This window comes from Duganella sp. CT11-25 (genome assembly GCF_047302815.1).
In the GTDB taxonomy this organism is placed as follows: Bacteria; Pseudomonadota; Gammaproteobacteria; order Burkholderiales; family Burkholderiaceae_D; genus Rugamonas.
Map to the genome: position 1 here is coordinate 759,408 of NZ_JBKBFD010000001.1, position 24,435 is coordinate 783,842.

Here is a 24,435-nt window from a genome sequence, read left to right on the forward strand (position 1 = left end):
ATGCAGGACTTGCTGTTTCTGACCCATCGCCTGCCGTATCCGCCCAACAAGGGCGAGAAGATCCGCGCCTACCACGCGCTGCAATACCTGCGGCGGCATTTCCGCGTCCACCTCGGCACCTTCATCGACCGCGACGACGACCAGCCCTTTGCCGAGCACCTGGCCGCCGAGTGCGCCAGCAGCTGCTTCATCCGCATGCCGGCGCACTGGGCGCGGCTGGGCAGCTTGACCGCGCTGCTGCGCGGCGAGGCGCTCAGCCTGCCGTACTTCCGGCACGCTGCGCTGCAGCGCTGGGTCGACATGACACTGGACCGGCACAACATCGCGCACTGCCTGGCTTACTCGGGCCCGATGTCGCAGTACCTGACGCGCCGCCAGTTGCTGCGCGTGATGGACCTGGTCGATGTCGATTCGGAAAAATGGCAGGACTACGCCGGCGGCGCGCGTTGGCCGATGTCCTGGCTGTATCGACGCGAGGGCCGCTTGCTGCTGGAGCACGAACGCCGCGTCGCCGCCGATTTCGACCGGGTCTTGCTGGTCTCGCCGGCGGAAGCGGCGCTGTTCAAGCGCCGCGCCCCGCAGTCGAGCCACAAGGTCGACTACTACACCAACGGCGTCGACAGCGGATATTTCTCGCCGCTGGCGCACTACCCCAATCCCTACGGCCAGGCGCCGGTGCTGGTGTTCACCGGCGCCATGGATTACCTGCCGAACATCGAGGCCGTCGGCTGGTTCGCGGAGCACGTCATGCCGGCGCTGCGGCAACAGTTCGCTGACCTGCAATTCCACATCGTCGGCTCGCGCCCGGTGGATGCGGTGCTGGACCTGCGTCGCGTGCCTGGCGTGCATGTGACCGGCACGGTGCCGGATATCCGCCCCTACCTGCGGCATGCGACGCTGGCGGTGGCGCCGCTGCAGGTCGCGCGCGGCATACAGAACAAGGTGCTGGAGGCGATGGCGATGGAGAAAATCGTGATCGCCACGCCGCAGGCGCTGGAAGGCATCTCCGCCACGCCGGGCGACGAGGTCGTCTGTGCCGACGGCGCGGAGCAATTCATCCACCACATCGGCCATCATCTGACCTCGTTCGAGGACATCGGCCAGGCGGCGCGCAACCGCATCCTGCGCGACTACGATTGGGGGCGCAACCTGCAGCGGCTGGGCCGGGCGCTGGGCACGGAAAGCCGCGCCGCGCAAACCGCCGACGCGGAGCCGGCGCGATGAGCGCCGAACCGGTCGCCCTGTTGTTGCCGCCGCGGCCGGCTGCGCCGCAGCCGGTCGCGCCGTCGGCCGCCTGGCCTTACGGCTGCACGCTCGCCGCGCTGTGCCTGCTGCTAACCGTGCATTTCGCCACGGCGGCCGGCATCGTCGGCGTCTGGCTGCGCTCGGCCACCTTCGCCCACGGCTTCATGATCCCACCGATCGCCATCTGGCTGGTCTGGCGCCAGCGCGAGCGCCTGTCCGGCGTGCCCGGCCGGCCATGGCCATCGGCCCTGCTGGCGCTGGCCGCGCTCGGCGTGCTGTGGCTGCTGTCCACGGTGGCCAATGTCCAGGTGCTGCAGCAATATAGCCTGGTCCTCATGTGCACGGCCACCGTCGCCGCCGTGATGGGACGCGCCTTTACCGCCGCCATCGCCTTCCCGCTGGCGTATCTGCTGCTGGCCGTGCCGTTCGGCGAAGTCTTCGTGCCGCCGCTGATCGATTTCACCGCCGGCTTCACGGTCGCGATGCTGCAGCTGACCGGGATACCTGTGTTCCATGAAAACAACTACATTACCCTGCCGAGCGGCGACTGGTCGGTGGTTGACGCCTGCAGCGGCCTGCGCTACCTGATCGCCTCGGTGGCGCTGGGCACGCTGTACGCCTACCTGACCTACCGCAGCCTGGCCCGGCGGCTGGTCTTCATCGCCGTCACGCTGGTGTTGCCGGTCATCGCCAACGGCTTGCGCGCCTGCCTGATCGTCTTGATCGGCCACTGGAGCGGCATGACGCTGGCCATCGGCATCGACCACCTGATCTACGGCTGGATCTTCTTTGGGCTGGTGACCACGCTGCTGTTCTGGTGGGGCGGCCGCTGGCGCGAATACGACGGGCCGGCCGCTGCCAAGCGCGGCGGCAGCACGCCGCGACGGGATGCGGCGCCGGCCGCCTTTATCCGCATGACGGTGGCCGTGGTCGCGGTCGCCGCCATCTGGCCGCTGCTGGCCATGATCATGCTGCGCCCCGCCCCTCCCGACACGCTGCCGGCGCCGCAACTGGCGCTGGCGTCGCCGCCCCCGCCCTGGCGCGCCAGCCCGATGCTGGCCACCGACTGGCATTCGCTGCACATGGGCCAGCCCCAGCGCATCGCGGCCAACTACCACGACGGCCGCCGCAAGGTATCGCTGCAGCTGACGTGGTACCGGCATCAGGCCAAGGACGCGGAACTGCTGGCGCCGGTACGCCGGCTGGCGCCCGGCCAGATCCAGTGGAGCGAGAGCGGCGTCGCGCAACGCGATATCCAATTGGGCGATCGGCGCATCACGCTGCGCCAGTCCACCGAGCAATCGGCCGGCGCCAAGCTGCTGGTGTGGCGCTGGTACCGGCTGTCCGGGCGCGACACCGCCAGCCCGCACTTCATCAAGCTCATGCTGGCCAGGGCCAAGCTGACCGGCGGCGACGACAGCGGCGCGGAAATCGTCGTCGCCTCGGCCTATGACGAGCAGGCTGCACCGGCAGAGGCCGCGATGCGGGACTTGCTGGCCGCCATGCTCCCCACCATCGACCAGGGATTGCTCCATGCCGCAGCCCGCTGACGCCATACCGCTGATCGTCCATCTGATCCACCGGCTCGATGTCGGCGGACTGGAGAACGGCCTGGTCAACCTGATCAACAACCTGCCGCCGGAACGCTACCGGCACGCCATCGTCTGCCTCAAGGATTACAGCGATTTCTACCGGCGCATCAAGCGGCCCGGCGTGGAAATCATCAGCCTCAACAAGCGTGAAGGCAAGGACTGGGGCCATTACCTGCGGCTGTTCCACACCCTCAAGCGCTTGCGGCCGCTGCTGATCCATACCCGCAACCTGGCCGGCATCGAGGGCCAGCTGCTGGCTGCGGCGGCCGGGGTCCGGCTGCGCGTGCACGGCGAACATGGACGCGACATCAACGACCTGCACGGCCGCAAACGCCGCTACCGGCTGCTGCGCCGGCTGCTGCTGCCCTTGATCGGCCACTTCATCGCCGTCAGCAAAGACCTGGAAGCCTGGCTGGTCGGCACCATCGGCGCGCGTCCGCAGCGCGTCACGCACATCTGCAACGGCGTCGACAGCCTGCAATTCCACCCCCGGCTGGGGCCCGTCGCCGCGGTCGGCCCGCCGGGCTTCCTGTCCGAAGGCACGTTTGTCATCGGCTGCGTCGGCCGTATGGCCGAGGTCAAGGATCATTTGTCGCTGGTGCAGGCCTTCCTGCTGCTGTTGACCCAGGACGAGCTGGCGCCGGACCAGCTGCGCCTGATGATCGTCGGCGACGGCCCCTGCCGCCAGCCCTGCCTCGACCTGCTGCGCGACGCCGGCGTGGCCCAGCTGGCGTGGCTGCCCGGCGCGCGCGACGACATCCCGCAGCTGATGCGCGCCATGGACGTGTTCGTGCTGCCATCGCTGGCCGAGGGCGCCTCCAACACGATACTGGAAGCGATGGCCAGCGGCCTGCCGGTGGTGGCGACGGCGGTCGGCGGCAATCCGGACCTGGTGCAGAGCGGCTGGACCGGCTCGCTGGTGCCGGCGCGCGACCCGGCGCTGCTGGCCGAGGCCATCGGCGACTATTACCGCATTCCCGGCCTGGCCGAGCATCACGGCGGCCGCGCGCGCCGCCGCGTGATGGCCGAATTCAGCCTGACGGCCATGGCCGACGCCTATCTGGCCGTGTACGACCGGCTGGCCCAACCGCCCTCGACGAAAGGATAGCCATGTGTGCGATCGCAGGCATATTTGATCTCTACCACCCGGCCGACATCGACGCCGGGCTGTTGCAGCGCATGACCGAGCTCCAGGCCCATCGCGGGCCCGACGGCGACGGCACGCACCGCGAGCCGGGCGTGGGGCTGGGCCATCGGCGCCTGTCCATCATCGACATCGGCGGCGGCCAGCAGCCGCTGTTCAACGAAGATCACAGCGTGGTCGTGGTGTATAACGGCGAGATCTACAATTTTCCGGCGCTGATGCGCGAACTGCGGCAGTTCGGCCACGTCTTCCGCACCCATTGCGATACCGAGGTGATCGTCCACGCGTGGGAGCAATGGGGCGAGCGCTGCGTCGAGCATTTCCGCGGCATGTTCGCCTTTGCGCTGTGGGACCGCAGGCAGCACTGCCTGTTCCTGGCGCGCGACCGGCTCGGCATCAAGCCGCTGCATTACGCCCTGCTGAACAACGGTCAACTGATCTTCGCGTCGGAAATCAAGGCGCTGCTGGCGCACGGCGAACTGCGGCGCGAACTCGATCCGCTGGCGGTGGAAGACTATTTCGCCTACGGCTACATTCCCGAGCCGCGCACCGTGTTTCGCCAGATCCGCAAGCTGGAGCCCGGCCACACGCTGCTGGCCCGCAAGGGCGCCGCGCCGGAACAGCCCAAGCGCTACTGGGATGTGCCGTTTACGCCGCACAAGCCGATCAGCGAGGTGCAAGCCGCCGACGAACTGATCGCCCGCCTGCGCGAGGCGGTGCGCATCCGGCTGGTGGCCGAAGTACCGCTGGGCGCCTTCCTGTCCGGCGGCGTCGACTCCAGCGCCGTGGTCGCGCTGATGGCGAAGGAATCGGCGGCGCCGGTCAACACCTGCTCGATCGCCTTCAGCGACGCGCAATACGACGAGTCGCCGTACGCCCAGCGGGTGGCGGAGCGCTACCAGACCAGGCACCACACCCAGCGCGTCGAGCAACATGACGCCGATCTGATCGACCTGCTGGCCGGCCTGTACGACGAACCATTTGCCGACAGTTCCGCCCTGCCCACCTACCGCGTCTGCGAGCTGGCGCGGCAGCGCGTGACGGTGGCGCTGTCCGGCGATGGCGGCGACGAGAACCTGGCCGGCTATCGCCGCTACCGCTGGCATCTGCACGAAGAGCGCCTGCGCGCCATGCTGCCGCTGGGCGTGCGCAAGCCGGTGTTCGGCGCGCTGGGACGGCTGTATCCCAAGGCCGACTGGGCGCCGCGCCCGCTGCGCGCCAAGACCACGTTCGAGGCGCTGGCCCGCGATTCGGTGGCGGCCTATTTCCACGGCATCTCGATCATGAGCGACGCCATGCGCGCGCGCCTGTTCAGTCCGGCGCTGCGGCGCGACCTCGGCGGCTACCACGCGGCCGACGTGCTGCGCCGGCACGCGGCGGCTTGCCCGGCCGATGACGCGCTGTCGCAGGTGCAATACCTGGACATGAAGGTGTATCTGCCAGGCGACATCCTCACCAAGGTCGACCGCGCCAGCATGGCGCATGGGCTGGAAGTGCGCGTGCCGCTGCTGGACCACCAGCTGGTGGAATGGATGTCGGGCTTGCCGCCGTCGCTCAAGCTGCAGCGCGGCATCGGCAAGTATCTGTTCAAGAAAGGCCTGGAACCCTACCTGCCGGCCGACCTGCTGTACCGCGACAAGATGGGCTTCTCCGTGCCGCTGGCGGACTGGTTCCGCGGCCCGCTGCGGTCGCGCCTGCAGCGCAGCCTGGCCAGCCCGGTGCTGGCCGGCTGCGAGATGTTCAACCTGGACTACGTGCAGGAACTGATGAACCAGCATCAGTCCGGCCGGCGCGACCACAGCGCGCCGCTGTGGTCGCTGATGATGTTTGAATCCTTCCTGCGCCAGCTGCAGCGGACGCCGGGCCAGGACCTGGTACGGCAGGCGGCATGATGCGCATCCTGCACATACTCGACCACTCGCTGCCGCTGCACAGCGGCTACACCTTCCGCACGCTGGCGATCCTGCGCCAGCAGCGCAAGCTGGGCTGGGACACGATCCACCTGACCAGTGCAAAACAGGACACCGGCGAAGACGCGCACGGCGCGGAGCAGGAAGTCGACGGCTGGCACTTCTTCCGCACCCAGCCGCTGAACCGCTGGTGGGGGCGGTTGCCGGTGCTGCGCCAGGTCGGCGTGATCGCCGGGCTGGTGCGCCGTTTGCACCAGATCGCGCAGGCGTCGCGACCGCACATCCTGCACGCGCATTCGCCGTCGCTGAACGCGATCGCCGCGCTGCGCGTCGGCCAGGCGCTGGGCATCCCGGTGGTGTACGAAATCCGCGCCTTCTGGGAAGACGCCGCCGCCGACCACGGCACCAGCCGCCCCGGCGGCCTGCGCTACAAGCTGAGCCGCGCCATCGAGAACTACGTGCTGCGCCGCGCCGATGCCATCACCACCATCTGCGAAGGCTTGCGCACCGACATCGTCGCGCGCGGCATACCGGGCGCCAAGGTCACTGTGATACCGAACGCGGTCGACAGCAGCCAGTTCGGCGCCGCCGTGCCGCCGGACGGCATGCTGGCCCACAGCCTGGGGCTGACCGGCCACCTGGTGTTGGGCTTCATCGGCTCGTTCTATGCGTACGAAGGCCTGGCCTTGCTGATCCGCGCCCTGCCGCGCATGCTGGCCACGGTGCCGTCGCTGCAACTGCTGCTGGTCGGCGGCGGTCAGCAGGAGGATCAGTTGCGGGCGCTGGTGGCGGAACTGGGGCTGGAACGCAAGGTCAAGTTCGCCGGCCGCGTGCCGCACCAGCAGATCGCCACCTACTATGGGCTGATCGACATCCTGGTCTATCCGCGCCTGCCGATGCGGCTGACCGAACTGGTCACGCCGCTCAAGCCGCTCGAAGGCATGGCGCACGGCAGGCTGATCGTCGCCTCCGACGTCGGCGGCCACCGTGAAATGATAGAGCACGGCAAAACCGGCATGCTGTTCAAGGCCGGCAACGCCGACGCGCTGGCCGACCAGGTGCTGCAGCTGATACGCCAGGTCCAGACCTGGCCCCTGCTGCGCAGGCAAGCCAAGGCTTACGTCGCGCGTGAGCGCAACTGGGGTGTCAGCGTGGCCCGTTATCGCGACATCTACCAGCGCCTGCTGGCGCCCGCGTCATGACGGCAACGTTGCACATCGCCCTGGTCGGCCCGTTGCCGCCGCCGGCCGGCGGCATGGCCAACCAGACCGTGCAACTGGCCGGCTTGTTGCGCGCCGCCGGCGCCGAGGTCGAGCTGGTGCAAGTCAATCCGCCGTGGCGCCCGCAATGGGCGGCGCGGATCCGTGGGCTGCGCGCGGCCTTGCGCCTGCCGCCCTATGTATGGCACTTGTGGCGCGCGGCCGGCCGCGCCCAGTTGCTGCACGTGATGGCCAACTCCGGCTGGTCGTGGCATCTGTACGCCGCGCCGGCGATCTGGATCGGCCGCCTGCGCGGCAAGGGCGTGGTGGTGAATTATCGCGGCGGCGAAGCGCCCGCCTTCCTGGCCCGCAGCGCGCGCCTGGTCTGCTTCAGCATGCGGCGCGCGCATGCGGTGATCGTGCCTTCCGGCTATCTGGCGCGCGTGTTCCATGCCCATGGCGTGACGGTGCAAATCGTCCCCAACATCGTCAGCGTCGAGCGTTTTTATCCAGCCGCAAGCCGGCCGGCGGGGCGCGCCGCCATCCTCGTGGCGCGCCACCTGGAGCCGCTGTACGACAACGCCACCGCCCTGAAAGCCTTCGCGCTGGTGCGCCGCGTCCTGCCGCACGCGCGGCTGACCATTTGCGGCGAAGGCCCGGAACTGGCCCGCCTGCAGGCACAGGCCGAGGCGTTGACGCTGGACTCGGCGGTGCATTTCGCCGGCAAGACCGAGAACGCCGTGATGGCCGAACTGTACCGGCAAGCCGATCTGGTCCTCAATCCCAGCCTGGCCGACAACATGCCGATTTCCGTGCTGGAAGCCTGGGCCAGCGGCGTGCCGGTGGTCAGCACCAATGTCGGCGGCGTGCCCGACCTGATCCGTCATGAGGTGGATGGCCTGCTGGTGGCGCCGGGCGACGCCGGCGCCATGGCGCACGCCATGCTGTCCTTGCTGACGGATGCCGATAGCGCGCGCCGGCTTGCCGACGCCGGCCTGGCCAGCGCCCGCCGCTACGGCTGGACTCAGGTGGCGCCGCTGCTGATGGCGCAGTACCGGCGTGTGCTCAAGCGGCCGCCCCAGGGAGGCTACACGGCGCTGGTTTCCACGCTGCTGTTTCCCGTGCACGAGTGGATCAAGCGGCACCGCAGCACCGCGCTGCGCCGGCGGATGGAGCAAACCCAATGGTGGCCGCGCGAGCGCATCGAAGCGCTGCAGCTGCGCCGCCTGCGCGCGTTGCTGCTGCACGCTTCCGAGCACGTGGCCTACTACCGCCAGCTATGCGCGCGCATCGGTTTCGACGCCAACCGCGTGCAGGACGTGCGCGACCTGCGCTGCCTGCCGGTGATGCGCAAGGCCGACATCAACGACTATCGCGACGACTTCCTTGCCGATGACGCCGGGCGCATGCAGCGCTTCACCACCGGCGGCTCCAGCGGCGAGCCGCTGATCTTCTACCTGGGCAAGGAGCGCGTCAGCCATGACGTGGCGGCCAAATGGCGCGCCACGCGCTGGTGGGGCGTCGACATCGGCGACCGCGAGGCGGTCATGTGGGGCTCGCCGATCGAGCTGGGCGCGCAGGATCACTGGCGCGCTCGGCGCGACCGGCTGATCCGCAGCGAACTGCTGCCCGCTTTCGACTTGTCGCCGGCCCGGCTGGACGACTACCTGGCCCGCCTGCAAAAGCAGCGCCCCGCCATGCTGTTCGGCTATCCGTCGGCGCTGTGCCTGCTGGCGCAGCACGCGCAGGCGCGGCGTGTCGCCCTCGACCGGCTCGGCGTGCGGGCGGTGTTCGTCACGGCCGAACGGCTCTACGACGAGCAGCGTGCCCTGCTCGTCAAGGCCTTCGCCGCACCGGTGGCCAACGGCTACGGTGGCCGCGATTCCGGCTTCCTGGCGCACGAGTGTCCGGAAGGCGGCATGCACATCACGGCCGAGGACGTGATCGTCGAAATCCTCGACCAGCAGGGCCTGCCGGTGGCGCCCGGCGAACCCGGCGCCATCGTCATTACCCACCTGGCCAGCCGCCAATTTCCCTTCATCCGCTACGCCACCGGCGACATCGGCGCGCTCGATCCGCTGCCCTGCCCCTGCGGGCGCGGCCTGCCGCTGCTCCAGCGCATCGAAGGCCGCGTCACCGATTTCGTCGTCGCCCGCGACGGCACGATGATGCATGGCCTGGCGCTGATCTACGTCCTGCGCGACCTGCCGCAGGTGCGCGCATTCAAGATCATCCAGGAAAGCCTGGATTGCACGCGGGTACTGCTGGTGAGCGTCGACGGCCTGCCGCCGGCGCTGCACCTGAGCATCGTTACACAATTCCGCGCCCGCCTGGGCGCGTCGGTCGAGATCGTGATCGAGGAAGTGGCGGCGATTCCGCCGGAAGCGTCCGGCAAGCATCGCTACGTGGTCAGCAAGGTCGTTCGTACTTGAGGAGAAGTCATGCCGTATATCATCGCCGCCTTGGTGTTGTCTGTGTTGCTGTACATCCTGCACAAGCTGCGGCTGGTGCACCTTTTGTTGCATGACGTGCGCGACCGCACCAGCCGGGACAACGCCAGCCTGTTCCGTCAGATGGAGGCGCTGCATGGCCTGTACGTGGAACTGGATTTGAAGCAGAGCCTGCCCACCACGCGTGGCTGGGCGGCGTCGCCGGATTTCCTGCTGGAGCTGGCGCGCCATGCGCGCTCGGCGCGGCCGCGCATCGTGGTCGAATGCAGCAGCGGCGCGTCGACGCTGGTGCTGGCGCGCTGCCTGCAGCTCAACGGCGCCGGCAAGGTCTACAGCCTGGAGCACGATCCGTATTTCGCCCGCCAGACCCGCGAGCATCTGCGCCGGCTCGGGCTGGAAGACTGGGCGCGCGTGGTGGACGCGCCGCTGCAGCCGCACGAGCTCACCGGTGAGTCCTGGCCATGGTATGACCTTGCGGACCTGCCCGCCGACCAGGACATCGATCTGCTGGTCATCGACGGGCCGCCGCAAGCCACGCGCCCGCTAGCCCGCTATCCGGCCGGGCCGCTGCTGTTCCCCCGCCTGGCGGCCGGCGGGCACGTGTTCCTGGACGATGCCGCGCGCCCCGACGAGCTGGCCATCCTGCAGCGCTGGCAGCGTGAATTCCCGGCGCTGGATCAATCGGCGCGGACGTGCGAGAAAGGCTGCTCGGTACTGATATACCCCAGTTCGGCCACCACCTCCAGCACCATACTGGTTTCCGCCGCATGAAGCTGGTGATAGCGGTCGCGCTGCGCGCGTTGCGCCGACTGGTGTTGTGCCAGGGTTGACGGCGTCAGCTCGACGCCGAAATCCCCGGGGACGCCCTCGTCCCGGTCAAACATGCGCGCCAGTATCATTCTCCCGACATTCACGCGGTAGTGCGACGTCTCCCAGTAGTACTGCATGTCCGGCTTGCTGCTGACCTGCGGGATGGCCTCGGTGGTAATGCTGTTGAATCCCGAAAAATCATACAGGCGGACATCGCAACCTTGCAGGCGTTGCTGCCGGCCCAGCTCCGCCAGCCCCGCCTGCCAGCGCTCCATCGCCGGCCACTTGCCGGACCAGTACAGCCCGTCGCTGGTCATCGCGTGCGTGGGGTTGATGTACACGCGCACGCGCGTGCCGGCGCGGCAGAGTCCCGCGATGGCCTGGCCAAATCCGTGCATCGCCTCGACGGTGGGGCCGGCGCCGCGTATGTACTCGCGCAGGCGCGGCCGGATGGCGGCCGTTGTGCCGCCCCGGTGGTCCAGGCTGTAGCGGATGCAGCCTTCATCGCGCTGGCCATAAGTCGCCAGGCTGGACAGGCAACTGTGGCCGAAGGTGCCGCGCAGCAGGCTGATCGAGTCCAGCGTCATATCGATGGTCAAGGCGCGCTTGATATCGATCAGGCTTCGGCGCCACAGGTAGTAGCGGTCGGAGGCCACCAGTTCAGGGTCGAAATTCGAATTTCCGCCCTCCAGCGAAAACATCGACGCATCGATGCCCCACACCACGGTATCGAGCCGGCCGACCGCCGACGCATGCCGCACCATCGACATGGCATCGCCCACCGTGGCGCCCGACAAGCCGCCATTGAAGACATCCTTGCCGACAAACAGGGGCGTCCGGACCGGCAAGCCCGCTTCGGTGCGCGAACTGCCCACATAGACCACGCCGGGCTGGAACCTGGCCACCGCATAGGTCTTGCCCCAGGAGCTGAGCTTCTCGCTGACCGGCCGCAGGCGCCACACTTGCGGCGTATCCCACTGGTGGATCAGGTAAGGATCAACCACATAGTTGAGCGTGGCGGCCGCACCCAGCGTGATCGCGGTGATGCCGCCAAAAATCGTCAGATAGCTGCGCATGATTAAAATTGGAAGTAAAGAAATTCGCTGACCTTGTTCATGTTGAGCAGGCAGCAGAGGAACAGCAGCGCCATCGTCACGCTCCAGACGCTGCTGGGCGACCAGGTCCAGCGACCGCGTTGAACGACTTTTTCAATGCAGGGTTCGTAGCGACAGAATATTTCTTGCGTGTTCGGCGCGAAGAACGCCAGCGCCATCGCCAACAGCAACACCGGTACCGCCATGCCGCCGAAGTCTATCCAGCGTATGCCGGAAAAGCCGGGTTGCCAGCCCAGCACCTGGAAGTGCGATGCGTAAGGCGCCAACCCGCGCGGCAGCGACACGCCGTTGCCGCCCACCATCGCGTGCAGGATGTCGGCGGCGGTCGCCATGTCCGGCGCGCGGAACACCACCCAGCCTGCGATCACGGCCAGCAAGGTCAGCGCCCTGCCCCACAGCCGTGGCGCCGACTGCCCGGTGAACGCCTGCCAGCCGTGATGCACCACCAGAAAGACCCCATGCAGGCCGCCCCATACCACGAAGGTCCAGCCGGCGCCATGCCACAGGCCGCCCAGCAGCATGGTCAGCATCAGGTTGCGGTAGCGCCGCAGCGCACCGCCGCGGTTGCCGCCCAGCGGCACGTACAGGTAGTCGCGCAGGAAGCGGGACAAGGTCATGTGCCAGCGCCGCCAGAATTCGCTGATGTTCGCGGCGCGATACGGTGAATTGAAGTTTAACGGCAGCTTGACCCCGAACATGCGCGACAAGCCGATCGCCATGTCCGAATAGCCGGAAAAATCGAAGTACAGCTGGAAGGTGTAGGCCAGCGCGCCGATCCAGGCCTCGATCAGTTGCGGATGGGCGCCGGCCGCAAATACCGGCCCCACCAGCACCGAGACCGGATCGGCCAGGAACACCTTCTTGCCCAGGCCGACCACAAAGATCGACAATCCCACGGCGAAGTCGGACGCGCTGGGCAGCGGCCGCCGGTCGAACTGCGGCATCATTTCCTTGTGGTGCAGCACCGGCCCGGCGATCAGATGCGGGAAGTAGCTGACGAACAAGGTGTAGTGGACGAAACGGTATTCGCCCGCCTGCGCCCGGTAGCAATCAACCAGGAAGGCGATCTGCGTGAAGGTGAAGAAAGAGATCCCGACCGGCAGCACGATGGCCCAATCCTGCCACAGCAAAAAGTTGGCGTACTTGTAGTAGCCGAGCAGCGCCAGATTGGCCGTCAGCGCAAACACCAGCCAGCGCTTGCGATGCGCCACGCTCGCCGTCATGCGCCGCGCCGCCCAGAAATTGAACGCGATGGACGACATCAGCAGCGGCAGATAGCGCAAATCCCAGTAGCCGTAGAAAAACAGCGACGCCAGCGCCAGCCAGGCCGTCGTCCATCGCGGCAACCAGCGCGACAGCACCAGATAGCCGGCCACCACCACCGGCAGGTACATCAGCAGAAACACGAAGGAATTAAACAGCATGAGACACCCGCTGGCTGCGCTCATATAAATGCTGATAGCAGCCGGCGATCTGCAAGGCGACGCGCTGCCAGGTGAACGCCGACACCAGCGCCCGCACGGCGTTGCGCTCCGGCGGACTGGCGACAAAGCCGTGGATCGCCTCGCCGAGCGCGCTGGTGTCGTTCCAGCGCAGCTGTTTCAATGCGAAGTCGCTGGCAGGCAAGCTCAGTGCGCTTTCGTCCGTCATCACGACCGGCGTGCCGGCAGCCAGCGCCTCCAGCACCGACAGCGGAAACACTTCGCCCTGGCTGGGCAGCGCCAGGACCGATGCCGCGGCATAGGCGCTGGCCAGCAAGGGATCTTCATGCTCCAGTTGCCCCATCCAGCGCACCTTGGGCGATGCCAGCAGTTGCTGCAGATACGCCTGGTGCTGGCGTTGCGCGCGTCCGATCAGCACGATCGGCAAATCCGAGTTCGCCAGCGCCTGCACCAATCCCAGCTGGTTTTTATAGGGCGAGATCGCACCCACCATCAACACAAACGGTTCGTCCAGTCCGGTCTGGCGAAGGAAAAGCCCGGGATCCGCGTTGAAAAAGCGCGGGCTGATGCCGTTGGGCAGCAAGCGGATCTTGGACGGCTCGACCCGGAAGCCGTCGACCAGCGCCGTCCGCTCCGCCTGTCCGAGCGCCACCACGATCTGCGCCAATTGCAGCGCGCGCTTGGTCTGCGCATAGCTGGTCTGCACGTTCCAGTCCGTCAGGCGCCCGACCAGGCGGTCGGCGAGACGGGCGCGAAAACCCGCAATGCGGCTCCATCCCGGCGACAGCAAGGCCGACAGCACCACCGGCACGCCCAGCTCGTTCGCAAGTTCGACCAGCCTGTAATTGCCGTTAATCGCGGAAAACACATGGATCACATCGTAGCTGTCGATGCGCTGCCGGTTGGGGTCGACCAATTCCACCTGCAAGGCTGGAATATCCAGTGCCCGCAAGGCCGCGATGGTCGAGCGCACCTGTATCTGCAGGCCGCCCTCGCGCTGGAACAGCATCGGATATGACAGGATTCCCACTCGCATAAGCCATCCTTTGCGGTTATTTGGTCAGCAGCGACCATGCCTTGCGGCCGGCCAAGGTGCACTCGGGCGCAAGTTCATGCCGGAACAACAGGATCGCGGCCAGCCACAGCGCCAAGCCCGCGACCGACGCGGCCGCCAATTGCGCCGCTCCCTGCGGCTGCCAGGCCAGCAGTGCCACGGGACCGGCCAGGCAGGCCGCCGTCACCAGCGCGCTGCGGCGCACCGCTCCCAGCAGGTCCGCCAGCGTCAACCCGGTAAATTGGGCCAGGTAGAAATACGTCAGGCCGCTGCGGAACAGCATGCCCAGCACCACCGCCCATGCCACCCATTGCAAGCCCAGGGGCGCCGCCAGCATGAGCGCGACAATGCGCACCGGCACCGCCAGCACATCCAGCCGCGCTTGCGCGCCCACCTCGCCCATCGCCACCAGCAGGTAGCGCGCCATGCTGAACATGCTATACAAGGCCAATCCGATGCAGATGATGCGTATCAAGGGCACGGCGGCATCCCACTGCTCGCCATACAGCAGGCGCACCAACGCCGGCGCCGCCAGCGCGACAAAGCCGAAGAACGGCCAGGCCAGCGCCGTCATGTAGCTGGCGGTCCTGAGATAGGCCCGCCGCAAGTCCGAACCAGCGTGCGCCTGGGCGGAAAACAAGGGAAAGATCACCGGCGATATCGCCGCCGTCACCAGTTGGCCGAACACATTCAGCACGCCCATCGCCTTGCTGAAGATCGCCACCTCGGCCAGGCCGATCATCCTGCCGATGATGAGGTCGGGCGCCGCGACGCCGGCTTCCTCGACGACCGAGCCTGCCGTCGAGATAGCGCCGAAACGTAAAATCTTGCGCATGCCCCGCAGTCCCGGCAGCCAGGGCAGCCCTTGCGGCCGGCAGCAGATGCTCGCCAGCAGCGTCGCGGCGGCGCCGGCCACCGCGCCCCAGGCCAGGCTCAGGTAGCCGAAGCCCAGCGCCGCCATCACGATCGAGCACAGCACCTGCGCCGCGCACTGGCTGGCGTTGATGGCGAAAATCGCCTTGTATCGCAACTGGCGGCGCAGATACGGCAAGACCACCGCGCTGAACGGGACCAGCAGGAAGTTGATCGACAACAGCTGCAGCACCGTGCGCAGGCGCGGATCGTGGTAGAAGCGCGCCGCCGGCCCGCTGGCCGCCAGCACCAGCGCCGCCAGCAGCCAGGCGACGACGATGCTGGCGCTGAACGCCGCGCGCAGCTTCTCCGCGTTCAGCGTCCTTTCCTTTGTCACGTAGGTGCCGACGCCAAAATCGCGCAGCACCTGCGCCAGCCCGACCAGCACCGCGCCGACCGAGTAGACGCCCACATCGGCCGGCGTCAGCAGGCGCGCCAGCACCATCGTGCCGATCGTGTTCAGCAGCAGCAGGGTGTATTTCTCGGCGAACGAGAACAGGAAGGACAAGCGCGCCGGACCGGATCGAGGCATGCGCAGCCTCAGACCAGGCCGTCGTAGAAGGCCCGCACCTGCGTGGCGACCACGCTGTCGCTGTAGCGCTCCACCACTTCGTCCCTGGCCTTGCGCCCCATGATGGCGCGCCGCGCCGGGTCGTCCAGCAGGGCGCCGACGCGGTAGGTGGCCACCGCCAGGTCGTCGACCGGTATCAGCATGCCGCCCTCGCTGTCGCGCAGGATGTCGACGCTGCCAGGCACCGCCGTCGCGATCGCGGGAATGCCGCAGGCCATGGCCTCGATGGTGGCGATGCCGAAGCCTTCGTTGCGGCTCATCAGCAGGTGCAGGTCCAGCGCCGGCATCACCGTCTCGACGGCGTCGGTGAAGCCGGTGAAGCGCACCCAGTGCGCCAGTCCCATGCGCTCCACTTGCGCGCGCGCCGCCGCTTCCAGCGGTCCGCTGCCGGCCAGCACCAGGTGCAGATTGGGGAATCGTTCGCGCAACATGGCGAACAAGGTGATCAGCTTGCCCGGCCGCTTTTGCTCCGACAGGCGCCCCACCGCGCCGACCACCAGCGCTTCATCGGGCAGTTGCAGTCGCTGCCGCGCCGCCGCGCGCGCCGCCGCCGACGGCAGGAAGCGCTGCACGTTCACGCTGTTGGGGATCACCGCCAGCCGCGTCGACGCTAATATATAGGGCCGGTATATCGCCATGAAGTGCGCCAGCGCCGAGTCGGACACCGCGTAAATCCCGCGCACCGCGCTGAACGCCTGGTGCAGCAAGGGTTCGTGCCAGCCGGCGAAATCAGCCGGCGGGAAGGCATTGTGCACGCTGATCACCGAAGGCAGGCGGCAATGCTGCGCCAGCCACAGCATCGATGCGCCGTAGTTGGTCCAGCACAGGGCGACATGCACCAGGTCGGCGCGAAAGGCCCGCAAGCGGCCCGGCGCCAGCCAGCGCGCCCGCGCCAGGTGGAGGCGGCGCCAGCGCCATTCGCACTCGAAGAACGGCGGTGCGCTGAACTCGGCGACCGTAATCTGCTCCGCCGCCAGCCGCTGCGCCCAGGCGTCGAGACCATCGAACCGCCGCAAGGCCAGGCCGCTGCCATAGCCCGCCGCGTGAAGATAGCGTACTTCCTGCGCCATGCGCAGTTCCATGCCGCCCAATTCGCCCGAATAGCTGGTCACCAGCACCGATTTTCCCGGCCGGCGCGGGCCGCGCCAGGCCTGGTGAAAGTAGCCGCGCAGGTAGGCCAGCTCCCAGCGCCGCGAGAACAGCGCCTCGGCATCCCGCTTCAGCGTCGCCCGCGCCAGTCCGGCCAGCTCCAGCAGATAGCGCTTCAGCATCCAGCGCGGCACGCCCAGCCATTCCGGGAACCTGCCGCGGCTGTCCTGCAGATACTTGCCGCGTCCGAAACGCCAGGCTTTCTGCAGCACATACTCCGGCCTGAGCTGCGACGCGCGGATGCGGTGCGCGACGCGCGCCGCGCCGCAAAACCATACCAGGTATCCGGCCAACGCCAGGCGGCGCGTCAGCTCGGTTTCGCTGCCCATCGCATAGGCGCCGCCGTTGGGGCCGACCGACGTGTCGAAGCGGTGGCCGGCCGCGAACGCCGCCCGCCGCACCGCCATGTTGGCGCCCCACACCAGGCCGGGAAACACGGGACCGTCCGCCAGCGACGGCGCGGTCAGGCCGAAAGTCAGGCCCAGCGGCGCCAGCTTCAGCAGCCAGTCCGGCGGCACCTCCGCCCAGTCCGGCATGATGGCGCCGCCGAACACGCCGCACTCGGGCCGCGCCGCCGCGCAGGCCTGCCACTGCTGCAGCCAGTCGAACGCGGGCGTCGCATCGTCGTCGGTGAAGATGAACAGGTCGTCGTCGGCGCCGGGCAGCTCCAGCGCCGCCGCCAGCGCGCGGTTCAACGCCAGGTTCTTGCCGGCCTGCGGCTCATGCAGGCAACGCAGCGGCAAGCGTTCCGTGTAGCCGGCCAGCAGCGCCGGGGTGCTGTCGCGGCTGCCGTTATCGACGATGAACAGGCGCCAGCCGCCGTCCGGCATGGCCAGCCGGCAATAGGCGTCCAGCACCTGCGGCAAAGTCGATACGCCATCGCGAGTGGCCATGAGCACCGTCAACAAGAGATCATCTCCCATATTCTATGATTGCAAAACTAATAATCCAGTGTACTGACAGGCTCGAACACATCGTTGAGCCGCATCAACGACAGCCATGCGCGACATACTCGTTACCTTCATCGTTTTCGCCAGCCTGCCGCTGATCCTGAAAAACCCCGTCAACGGCGCGTTGATGTGGATCTGGATCAGCGTCATGAACCCGCACACGCAAGGCTGGGGCTTCGCCACCACCTTCCCGTTCGCCTTCATCATCGCCATCGTCACCATCTTCAGCATCGCCACCTCGCGCATGCCGAAGACGCTGCCGCTCAGCGGTATCACCGTGACGTTGCTGGCACTGGTGCTGTGGATGAACGTCACCACGCTGTTTTCCATCTTTCCGGCGCCGTCCTATGTGCAGTGGACCAAGGTCATGAAGATCATGTTGATGAGCCTGGTGGTCCTGATGCTGATCCGCAGCCGCCAGGACGTGCACCGGATGATCTGGGTGCTGGTGGTGTCGCTGGGCTTCTACGGCATCAAGGGCGGCATCTTCACCGTGAACAACGGCGGCAACTACCTGGTGTGGGGACCGGAGGGGACCTTCATCGGCGGCAACAACGAGATCGCCCTGGCGCTGATCATCGCGATTCCGCTGATGCGCTACCTCCAACTCAGCAGCCAGAACCGCTGGGTGCGGCACGGCATGACGGTGACGATGCTGCTGTCGGCGCTGGCCGCGCTCGGTTCGTACTCGCGCGGCGCGTTGCTGGCGATCGCCGCCATGCTGATGCTGATGTGGTTCAAGAGCAGCAAGAAACTGATGGGCGGCATACTGCTCATGCTGATGGCGCCGCTGGCCCTGCTGCTGATGCCGGAGCGCTGGGCCGAGCGCATGGACAGCATCACCCGCTACCAGGCCGACGATTCGGCGATGGGCCGCATCAACGCCTGGTACATGGCCTACAACCTGGCCAAGGACCGCTTCTTTGGCGGCGGATTCGAAATCGCCGACCCGGCGGTGTTCTATCTGTACGCCCCCAATCCCAACGCCGTGCACGCCGCGCACAGCATTTATTTCCAGGCCCTGGGCGAGCACGGCTTTGTCGGCCTGGGACTGTATCTGCTGCTGGGCGTGCTGACCTGGCGCTCCGCCGCGTGGACCGTCCGCCACAGCCGCGACGATCCCGAGCTGAAATGGGCGAACGACCTGGCAAAAATGATACAGGCCAGCCTGATCGGTTTCGCGGTCGGCGGCGCCTTCCTGAGCCTGTTGTACTTCGACGTGCCCTACTACCTGATGGCTGCCGTGGTCGCCTTGCGGATGCTGGTGGCCCAGCGCCAGGCGGCGCCGGCCGCCGCCGGCGCCAATCGTGGCGCCGGCCTGCCGATAGGCGCGCGCGTCGCGCCGGAGCCGCCATGATCGCGCCGCGCCTGTCGATACTGATCTATCACCGGGTGCTGGCGCGGCCGGATCCTTTGCTGCCCAGCCTGCCCGACGTGCGTTGCTTCGACCGCCAGATGGCGCTGCTCAAGCGCTGCTTCTGTGTGCTGCCGCTCAGCGTGGCGGCGCGCCGGCTGCAGGAGGGCACGCTGCCCGCCCGCGCGGCCTGCATCACCTTCGACGACGGCTATGCGGACAACGCCGAACTGGCGCTGCCGGTGCTGCGCCGCCACGGCCTGGGCGCCACCTTTTTCATCGCCAGCGGCTATCTCGACGGCGGCCAGATGTGGAATGACGACGTGATCGAGCATGTGCGCCGGCAGGCCGAGGGCACGCTGGAGCAGCAGCGGCAGGCCATCGACCGCCTGCTGCAGCGCTTCAAGTACCTGCCGTTCGAGGACCGCCTGGCCGAGGTGGCCCGGCTGGCGCCGCCGCGCGGCCGCGAACTGATGATGCGCTCGCACCAGGTCCGCTCGCTGCTCGCCGCCGGCATGGAAATCGGCGCCCACACCCATCGTCATCCGATACTGGCGGCGATGCCGGACGCCGAGGCGCAGGCCGACATCGCCGAGGGCAAGGCGGCGCTGGAGGCGATCACGCAGACGCCGGTCACGCTGTTCGCCTACCCGAACGGCAAGCCCGGCGTCGACTACACGCGGCGCCACGTGGACATGGCCAGCGCGCTGGGTTTCGAGGCGGCGGTCAGCACCACGGCCGGCGCCGCCTACGGCGGCAGCGACGTCCTGCAACTGCCGCGCTTCACGCCCTGGGAGCGAGATCGGCCGCGATTCCTGCTGCGTCTGATGGAAAACCGGCTGCACGGCGTGTAGCGTGCTGGCGCAGCCATTGCTCCAGCATCATCAGCACCCAGACCATGGTGCCGTGATACGCCGGATGCTCGTGCACCAGGTTCCTCGTCAGCGTATCGATGAAGTCGGCGCGCACGATGCGGCGCGCCTTCAGGTCGCTGAGGCTGTCGAAGGCCAGGGCCCGCAGGCCGGCATTGGTTTGCAGCCAGTGCCCGAACGGCAAGCCGAAGCCGTGCTTCTTCTTGCGCAGGATGGCGCCCGGCAGATGGTCGCGCAGCGCCTGCTTGAAGAAATAACGCAGTCTGGTGCCGTTCAGCTTGGCCTGCGGCGGCAGGCGCGACGAGAACGCCAGCATGTCGTCGCTCAGGAACGGAAACGCCGCTTCCACGCCGGCCAGCTCGCACGCCTGGCGCACCTTGCGCAAATCGTTGTCCGCCAGCGTGTAGAGCAGGTCGATGGACTGCATGCGGTTGATCTGGCTGAGGCTCTGCCCCTCCCAGTAGCGGGCGTTGAGCTGGCCGAGCGGCGCGCCGGAATCGATGCTGGACAGGAAATCCGCATGCAGCATCCGCGCCGGGCCGTAGTGCCGCAGCAGGTTGTAGGTTTCCAGCCGGGCCGGCATCGGCACCAGCGCCTGCTCGATATAGCTGCGCGCCTTGCGCAGCAAGGCCAGGTCCAGCTTGCCGGCCACGCCGAACAGCAGGGGTTCGACCAGCGTCTGGCGCAGGCCGGACGGCAGTTGTTCGTAACGCGAGAACACGGCTTGGCGCGCGTAGCGCTCGTTGCCGCCGAACAGCTCGTCGCCGCCGTCGCCACCCAGCAGCCGGGTGACGCCGTCGGCGCGCGCCATGGCGGCGCAATAATAGGCCGGCACCGCCGACGAATTGCCGAACGGCTGGTCGCACACGGCGGCGATGCGCGGGATCGCCGCCGTCACATCGTCCGCCGTCACGTACAGTTCATGATGGTCGGTCTTGAAATGGCGGGCGGCGATGCGCGCGTACGCCATCTCATCGTAGCCGTCGACGTCGAAGCCGATCGAATAGGTGCTGGCCGGCGCACCGCTCACCTTGCCCAGCATGCCCGCCAGCGTGGAGCTGTCGGTGCCGCCGCTGAGAAAGGCGCCGACCTTGCCCTCGCCCTGTAGCGCCTGGCGCACCGAATGCTCCAGTATGCCGAGGAACTGCTGTTTCAGCACGCCGAACGGCAGCTCGCGGTCTTCGGTGTAGCGCATTTTCCAATAGGCGCCGCGCTCCAGCCGGCCGCGCCGGTACAGCAGGAACTCGCCCGGCAGCAGCCGTTGCTGGTCGCGATAGACCGTGCGCGGCGCCGGTATCATGTGGAAATACAGATAGTTGTAGAGCGCTTGCGGGTCCAGCTCGCCGCTTGCATAGGGATGCGCCTGCACCGCCGCCGCAGAGGAACCGAACAGCAGCCCTTGCGGCAGGCTCTGGTAATGCATGGTGTGAACCCCGCCGCGGTCCACGGCCAGCAACACCTCGCCGGTGGCGCCGTCCACGATGCAGGCGGCAAACGGCCCGCACAGTTCGGCGCAGGCCTGGGCGCCGCGCAGCGTCCACAACTCGGCAAGGCGGGCCGCGACCCGGTCCGCGCTACCGTCCAGCGTCGCCCGCCCCCACACCGCCGCCAGCAGCCCGCTGCGGCTGTGCATGCTGCAGCTGTCCGCGCTTGCCGCCACCGCCACGCCGCAAGGCCCGTCGGCCAGCGTCCGCACCGGACTCGAATCGAAACGCGCCATGCACGCCGCCATGCCGGCCAGCGCTTGCTCGCCGAGGCCATCGCTGCGGGCGTCGCGCACCGTGTTCAGGTAACCGCACAAGCCACTCATACCAATACCTCCAGCGGCCCGGGGTGGCCAAGAAACGCGGTGGGACTGGCGGTCAAGCCGTAAGCACCGGACTGGAACACGACGACAAGATCGCCCACCTCCGCCCGCGCCAGTTCCATGCTGTCGGCCAGCATGTCCAGCGGCGTGCACAGCGGGCCGACCACGGTCGCCGTCTCGCGCGGGCCGTCCTGCATGTGGTTGCCGATGGCGACCGGATAATTCTTGCGGATCACCTGGCCGAAGTTGCCCGACGCCGCCAGATGATGATGCATGCCGCCGTCCGTGATCAGAAACACGCGCCCGTGCGACAGCTTGCGCTCCAGCACGCGACAGACGTAGATGCCGGCCTCGGCCACCAGGTAGCGGCCCAGTTCCAGCACCAGCTGGGTGCCGGGAGCGTCGACCTTCAGCCTGCACAAGGCGGACTCCAGCCCCTCGGCCACCGCCGGCAAGTCCAGCGCGCGCTCGCCGGGGAAATACGGCACGCCGAAGCCGCCGCCGATGTTCAGCATGCGCATCGGCGACGGCGCGTGTTCGGCCAGGCGCAGCGCCAGTTCCACGCACAGCCGCTGCGCTTCGCGGATCGCCTGCGCTGACAGGTTTTGCGCGCCGCAAAACAGATGGAAGCCATGGAAGTCCAGCCCCAACCGCCCCAGCGCGTCCAGCATGGCGGGTACGCGGTCGGCATCGACGCCGAACTGGTGTGCACCACCGGCCATCTTCATGCCTGCATGCTTGAGCTCGAAATCCGGGTTGACGCGCACCGCCACGCGCGGCGTCAGCCCCAGCAGCTCGCCGACGCGCGCGGCGCGTTCCATTTCGGCCTCCGACTCCAGGTGCAGCAGCACGCCGGCCGCCACCGCGCTGCGCAGCTCGGCGTTGCTCTTGCCCGGCCCGGCAAAGCTGATGCACGCCGATGCCATGCCGGCATCCAGCGCGGTCTTCATCTCGCCGGCGGAAGCGACGTCGAAGCCGTCGACCAGCGGCGCCATCATGCCCGCCAGCGCCGGCATGGGGTTGGCCTTGATCGCGTAGTGCAGGTGCACGCCCGGCGGCAAGGTGTGGCGCAGCAGATCGATGCGCGACCGGATGTGGTCGCGCTCGTAGGCGTAGAACGGGGTGCGGCCGACCCGCTCGGCCAGCCGCGTCAGCTGTACGCCACCCAGCTGCAGACAGTCGTCCAGCACCGGGAATTGCCGGCAAGGGGCATGGCGCGGCGCTTCCGCGGCGGGCGTCATGGCTGTGCCGCCGGTTCAGTGCCGGTCGACTGATCGGCCGACTGACCGGCCAACTCATCGCCCAGCAGCTTGCGGTCGATCTTTCCGTTCGGATTGCGCGGCAGCGGCGAGCGGCGGATCTCGATCTGCGCCGGCACCATGTAGGCCGGCAAGGCGCGCTTGCAGGCGGCCAGCAGGACCGCGCTGTCGGCCGGGCCGCCCGGCGCCACGGTGGCGACCAGCGCGATCGATTGCCCGAGCTGTGGGTGGGGGACGCCGAGCGCCGCCGCTTCCGCCACCAGCCCCGTGGCGTAGACCACTTCCTCCACCTCCGCCGGGCTGACGCGGTAGCCGGAGGTCTTGATCATCTCGTCGCTGCGCCCGATGAAGTACAAAAAACCTTCGTCATCGGCGCGTACCGTGTCGCCCGACCACACGGCCAGCTCCGGGATCGGCAGGCCGCCCAGCCGGTCCGGCAGGGGCCGGAACCGCTCGGCGGTGCGGGCGGCATCGTTCCAGTAGCCCAGCGCCACCAGCGCGCCGCGATGCACCAGCTCGCCCGGCTCGTTGGGGCCGCACGGCGAACCGTCGCTGCGCAGCACCAGGATTTCCGCGTTCGGGATCGCCTTGCCGATCGAATCGGGCCGCAGGTCGAGCTGCTCCGGCGCCAGGTAGGTGGAGCGGAAGGCTTCGGTCAGGCCGTACATCAGGTAGATCCGCGTGTGCGGCAAGGCCTTGCGCAGCGCGCGCAGCGTGTGCTTCTGCATCACGCCGCCGGAGTTGGTGATGTAGCGCAGGCGTCCCGCGTGGCTCCAGCCCAGGTCCGCCAGCTGTATCCACAGCGGCGGCACCGCGCCCAGGCCGGTGATGCGCTCGCGATCGACCGCTTCGATGATGTCGCGCAGCAGCAGGTGGTTCATCAGCACGGCGCACGCGCCCACCGCGAACGCCGTCGTCAGCTGGCTCAGGCCGTAATCGAAGCTGAGCGGCAGCACGCACAGGATGCGGTCTTCCTGCGTATTATTCAGGTAGCCGGAGACGCTGAGCGCGCCCGCCACCAGGTTGCGGTGCGACAGCACCACGCCCTTGGGCCTGCCGGTGCTGCCGGAGGTGTACAGGATGGCGGCGACGTCGCCGTCGATGCAGGCGTGGGCCGGGCGCGGCGGCGCGGCCAGCATGGATTCGCGCCAGGAGTGCAAGGCCACGCCGTCCAGGCGCGGCAAGCCCTCCATCGAGCCGATGACGATCACGGTGCGCAAGTCGGGACATTTGGGCAGCGCCTCCGCCAATCCGTTCAGGCGCTCGCGCGACGTCACCAGGATGCGCACATTGCAGTCGGCCAGGATGTAGGCCACCTGGTCCGGCTTCAGCACCGGGTTGACCGGCACGAACACCGCGCCGGCCGCCGCCGCGCCGAACAGCGCCACCACGGTTTCCTCGCGCTTTTCCAGGTACACCGCCAGCCGTTCGCCGCGCCCCAGGCCGTGGTGCAGCCAGGCGTCCGCCGCCACCCGCACCATCTGCGCCAGCGCGCCGTAGTTCAGGCCGACGCCCTGGTAGCACAGCGCCTGCCGGTCCGGCACCGTCAGCGCCGACTGAAAGATCAAGTGGTGGATTAACTGCGTCATGGCGGTCGGCC

General features: G+C 68.0%; 17 protein-coding genes. 9 read left to right on the forward strand and 8 right to left on the reverse strand.

All coding sequences use genetic code 11. The features are described from left to right. From ACEN9F_RS02970 to ACEN9F_RS03000, 7 genes are read left to right on the forward strand one after another with little or no spacing between them, the layout of a single operon-like run. Positions 1-1,224, forward strand: coding sequence for a TIGR03087 family PEP-CTERM/XrtA system glycosyltransferase (locus ACEN9F_RS02970; protein ID WP_413417670.1), 1,224 nt, complete (start codon positions 1-3; stop codon positions 1,222-1,224). Next, entirely contained in the window at positions 1,221-2,795 is a 1,575-nt protein-coding gene (xrtA, locus tag ACEN9F_RS02975; RefSeq protein ID WP_413417672.1) for an exosortase A, read from the forward strand. Before ACEN9F_RS02970 ends, xrtA begins: the two co-directional genes overlap by 4 nt. Beyond that, positions 2,779-3,945, forward strand: a complete 1,167-nt coding sequence (locus ACEN9F_RS02980) for a TIGR03088 family PEP-CTERM/XrtA system glycosyltransferase (protein WP_413417674.1) — start codon at positions 2,779-2,781, stop codon at positions 3,943-3,945. The genes xrtA and ACEN9F_RS02980 overlap by 17 nt, the downstream gene beginning before the upstream one ends. 2 nt (positions 3,946-3,947) lie before the next feature. Beyond that, on the forward strand, positions 3,948-5,873 hold the full coding sequence (locus tag ACEN9F_RS02985; RefSeq protein ID WP_413417676.1) for an XrtA/PEP-CTERM system amidotransferase: 1,926 nt from the start codon (positions 3,948-3,950) through the stop codon (positions 5,871-5,873). Next, on the forward strand, positions 5,873-7,093 hold the full coding sequence (locus ACEN9F_RS02990; RefSeq protein ID WP_413426948.1) for a TIGR04063 family PEP-CTERM/XrtA system glycosyltransferase: 1,221 nt from the start codon (positions 5,873-5,875) through the stop codon (positions 7,091-7,093). Before ACEN9F_RS02985 ends, ACEN9F_RS02990 begins: the two co-directional genes overlap by 1 nt. Further along, positions 7,090-9,522 carry a glycosyltransferase gene (locus ACEN9F_RS02995; protein WP_413417678.1) on the forward strand — a complete coding sequence of 811 codons (2,433 nt, stop codon included), beginning with the start codon at positions 7,090-7,092 and terminating at the stop codon, positions 9,520-9,522. The genes ACEN9F_RS02990 and ACEN9F_RS02995 overlap by 4 nt, the downstream gene beginning before the upstream one ends. Positions 9,523-9,531: 9 nt before the next feature. Then, complete coding sequence (locus ACEN9F_RS03000; RefSeq protein WP_413417680.1) at positions 9,532-10,311, forward strand: class I SAM-dependent methyltransferase; 780 nt, start codon at positions 9,532-9,534, stop codon at positions 10,309-10,311. On the opposite strand, the gene ACEN9F_RS03005 is transcribed toward ACEN9F_RS03000, so the two are convergent. The 5 genes from ACEN9F_RS03005 to ACEN9F_RS03025 are packed head-to-tail and all read right to left on the reverse strand — an operon-like array spanning position 10,218 to position 17,486. Then, on the reverse strand, positions 10,218-11,426 hold the full coding sequence (locus ACEN9F_RS03005) for a hypothetical protein (RefSeq protein WP_413417682.1): 1,209 nt from the start codon (positions 11,424-11,426) through the stop codon (positions 10,218-10,220). The genes ACEN9F_RS03000 and ACEN9F_RS03005 overlap by 94 nt on opposite strands. 2 nt (positions 11,427-11,428) lie before the next feature. Further along, positions 11,429-12,889, reverse strand: a complete 1,461-nt coding sequence (locus ACEN9F_RS03010) for an MBOAT family O-acyltransferase (RefSeq protein WP_413417684.1) — start codon at positions 12,887-12,889, stop codon at positions 11,429-11,431. Then, positions 12,879-13,943: a glycosyltransferase gene (locus ACEN9F_RS03015; protein ID WP_413417686.1), complete on the reverse strand. Its 1,065-nt coding sequence runs from the start codon at positions 13,941-13,943 to the stop codon at positions 12,879-12,881. Before ACEN9F_RS03015 ends, ACEN9F_RS03010 begins: the two co-directional genes overlap by 11 nt. Before the next feature lie 16 nt (positions 13,944-13,959). Next, entirely contained in the window at positions 13,960-15,405 is a 1,446-nt protein-coding gene (locus ACEN9F_RS03020; protein WP_413417688.1) for a lipopolysaccharide biosynthesis protein, read from the reverse strand. Positions 15,406-15,413: 8 nt separating this feature from the next. Next, complete coding sequence (locus ACEN9F_RS03025; RefSeq protein ID WP_413417690.1) at positions 15,414-17,486, reverse strand: glycosyltransferase; 2,073 nt, start codon at positions 17,484-17,486, stop codon at positions 15,414-15,416. 106 nt (positions 17,487-17,592) lie between these two features. Between ACEN9F_RS03025 and ACEN9F_RS03030 the strand changes: the two genes are divergently transcribed. Both ACEN9F_RS03030 and ACEN9F_RS03035 read left to right on the forward strand, forming a co-directional pair. Beyond that, positions 17,593-18,900 (forward strand): putative O-glycosylation ligase, exosortase A system-associated, encoded by a 1,308-nt coding sequence (locus ACEN9F_RS03030; protein WP_413417692.1) that lies wholly within the window; start codon positions 17,593-17,595, stop codon positions 18,898-18,900. Further along, positions 18,897-19,751 carry a polysaccharide deacetylase family protein gene (locus ACEN9F_RS03035; protein ID WP_413417694.1) on the forward strand — a complete coding sequence of 285 codons (855 nt, stop codon included), beginning with the start codon at positions 18,897-18,899 and terminating at the stop codon, positions 19,749-19,751. The genes ACEN9F_RS03030 and ACEN9F_RS03035 overlap by 4 nt, the downstream gene beginning before the upstream one ends. Here the strand turns inward: ACEN9F_RS03035 and ACEN9F_RS03040 are convergent. From ACEN9F_RS03040 to ACEN9F_RS03050, 3 genes are read right to left on the reverse strand one after another with little or no spacing between them, the layout of a single operon-like run. Next, positions 19,681-21,579 carry an asparagine synthetase B family protein gene (locus tag ACEN9F_RS03040; RefSeq protein ID WP_413417696.1) on the reverse strand — a complete coding sequence of 633 codons (1,899 nt, stop codon included), beginning with the start codon at positions 21,577-21,579 and terminating at the stop codon, positions 19,681-19,683. The two genes, ACEN9F_RS03035 and ACEN9F_RS03040, sit on opposite strands and share 71 nt — an antisense overlap. Then, a complete protein-coding gene (locus tag ACEN9F_RS03045; protein WP_413417698.1) occupies positions 21,576-22,817 on the reverse strand; it encodes a pyridoxal-dependent decarboxylase, exosortase A system-associated in 1,242 nt (413 codons plus the stop codon). Before ACEN9F_RS03045 ends, ACEN9F_RS03040 begins: the two co-directional genes overlap by 4 nt. Continuing rightward, positions 22,814-24,424, reverse strand: a complete 1,611-nt coding sequence (locus ACEN9F_RS03050) for an acyl-CoA ligase (AMP-forming), exosortase A system-associated (protein ID WP_413417700.1) — start codon at positions 24,422-24,424, stop codon at positions 22,814-22,816. The genes ACEN9F_RS03045 and ACEN9F_RS03050 overlap by 4 nt, the downstream gene beginning before the upstream one ends. Positions 24,425-24,435 lie beyond the last annotated feature (11 nt).

Coding starts and splice junctions, on each gene's coding strand:
- ACEN9F_RS02970 (WP_413417670.1), top strand. CDS start 1: ATGCAGGACTTGCTGTTTCTGACCCATCGCCTGCCGTATCCGCCCAAC.
- xrtA (WP_413417672.1), top strand. CDS start 1,221: ATGAGCGCCGAACCGGTCGCCCTGTTGTTGCCGCCGCGGCCGGCTGCG.
- ACEN9F_RS02980 (WP_413417674.1), top strand. CDS start 2,779: ATGCCGCAGCCCGCTGACGCCATACCGCTGATCGTCCATCTGATCCAC.
- ACEN9F_RS02985 (WP_413417676.1), top strand. CDS start 3,948: ATGTGTGCGATCGCAGGCATATTTGATCTCTACCACCCGGCCGACATC.
- ACEN9F_RS02990 (WP_413426948.1), top strand. CDS start 5,873: ATGCGCATCCTGCACATACTCGACCACTCGCTGCCGCTGCACAGCGGC.
- ACEN9F_RS02995 (WP_413417678.1), top strand. CDS start 7,090: ATGACGGCAACGTTGCACATCGCCCTGGTCGGCCCGTTGCCGCCGCCG.
- ACEN9F_RS03000 (WP_413417680.1), top strand. CDS start 9,532: ATGCCGTATATCATCGCCGCCTTGGTGTTGTCTGTGTTGCTGTACATC.
- ACEN9F_RS03005 (WP_413417682.1), bottom strand. CDS start 11,426: ATGCGCAGCTATCTGACGATTTTTGGCGGCATCACCGCGATCACGCTG.
- ACEN9F_RS03010 (WP_413417684.1), bottom strand. CDS start 12,889: ATGCTGTTTAATTCCTTCGTGTTTCTGCTGATGTACCTGCCGGTGGTG.
- ACEN9F_RS03015 (WP_413417686.1), bottom strand. CDS start 13,943: ATGCGAGTGGGAATCCTGTCATATCCGATGCTGTTCCAGCGCGAGGGC.
- ACEN9F_RS03020 (WP_413417688.1), bottom strand. CDS start 15,405: ATGCCTCGATCCGGTCCGGCGCGCTTGTCCTTCCTGTTCTCGTTCGCC.
- ACEN9F_RS03025 (WP_413417690.1), bottom strand. CDS start 17,486: ATGGCCACTCGCGATGGCGTATCGACTTTGCCGCAGGTGCTGGACGCC.
- ACEN9F_RS03030 (WP_413417692.1), top strand. CDS start 17,593: ATGCGCGACATACTCGTTACCTTCATCGTTTTCGCCAGCCTGCCGCTG.
- ACEN9F_RS03035 (WP_413417694.1), top strand. CDS start 18,897: ATGATCGCGCCGCGCCTGTCGATACTGATCTATCACCGGGTGCTGGCG.
- ACEN9F_RS03040 (WP_413417696.1), bottom strand. CDS start 21,579: ATGAGTGGCTTGTGCGGTTACCTGAACACGGTGCGCGACGCCCGCAGC.
- ACEN9F_RS03045 (WP_413417698.1), bottom strand. CDS start 22,817: ATGACGCCCGCCGCGGAAGCGCCGCGCCATGCCCCTTGCCGGCAATTC.
- ACEN9F_RS03050 (WP_413417700.1), bottom strand. CDS start 24,424: ATGACGCAGTTAATCCACCACTTGATCTTTCAGTCGGCGCTGACGGTG.